We start from the raw sequence: 823 nt of genomic DNA, 5'->3' as shown, positions 1-823 counted from the left end.
CGATGGTACACGCAAGCGTCAACGCCCTGGCCGTATGACGATGAGCGAAGTGATGACCATCATCATACTTTTTCAGATGTCTCACCACCGTGATTTCAAGAACTTCTACATCGGCTATCTGGCCCATTTCTACAAATCCGCTTTTCCTAATTTACTCAGCTATACCCGCTTTCTTGAGGTGATGCCCACTGCTTTAGTGCCGCTTTGCAGTTACTTTGCCAGCCTCAAGAGTGACCCCACTGGCATCGAATTTGTTGATTCAACCTGCATCAAAGTGTGTCATAACCTACGTATTCATCGCCATAAAACCTTGGCGGGACTGGCGTGCAGAGGTAAAGGCACCATGGGGTGGTTCTATGGCTTTAAGCTGCATTTGATTGTGAATCATCAAGGCGGAATAGTGGCGGCCAAAGTGACCCCAGCGAATGTACATGACACAAAACTGGTGAACGAGATGGTGCACAGTGACATGAATAAACTCTATGCAGATAAAGGGTATATCAGTAAAGCACTGTCCAGTGAATTGCTGGAGAAAGGCATCACACTGGTGACAAACGTGCGTAAGAATATGAAAGTAAAAGCGATGTCGTTGTGGGATAGAGCGATGCTGTCTAGACGTTTCATCATAGAAACCATCAACGACCAGTTAAAAAACATCTCTCAAATAGAGCACTCTAGACACCGCAGCGTACATGGTTTTATGCTCAACATGATTGCGGGACTCATCGCCTATCAATTGAAAGACAATAAGCCACAACTGAACATCACTAACGCAGAGTTTAATGCTATTACAGTTATGGCTAGTTAAACCGATCTCAGGTTA

The 823-nt window shown here is 45.1% G+C and carries 1 protein-coding gene; it reads left to right on the top strand.

All coding sequences use genetic code 11. The features are described from left to right. The coding region (locus L5L77_RS22555) for an IS982 family transposase (RefSeq protein ID WP_263223447.1) at positions 1 to 808 on the top strand (808 nt) is incomplete at its 5' end. Positions 809 to 823: the final 15 nt, after the last annotated feature.

The organism is Shewanella sp. SM29, from assembly GCF_025654245.1.
Classification (GTDB): Bacteria; Pseudomonadota; Gammaproteobacteria; order Enterobacterales; family Shewanellaceae; genus Shewanella; species Shewanella oncorhynchi.
The sequence above is the reverse complement of the archived record's forward strand: the minus strand, read 5'-3'. Positions and strand labels throughout refer to the sequence as shown.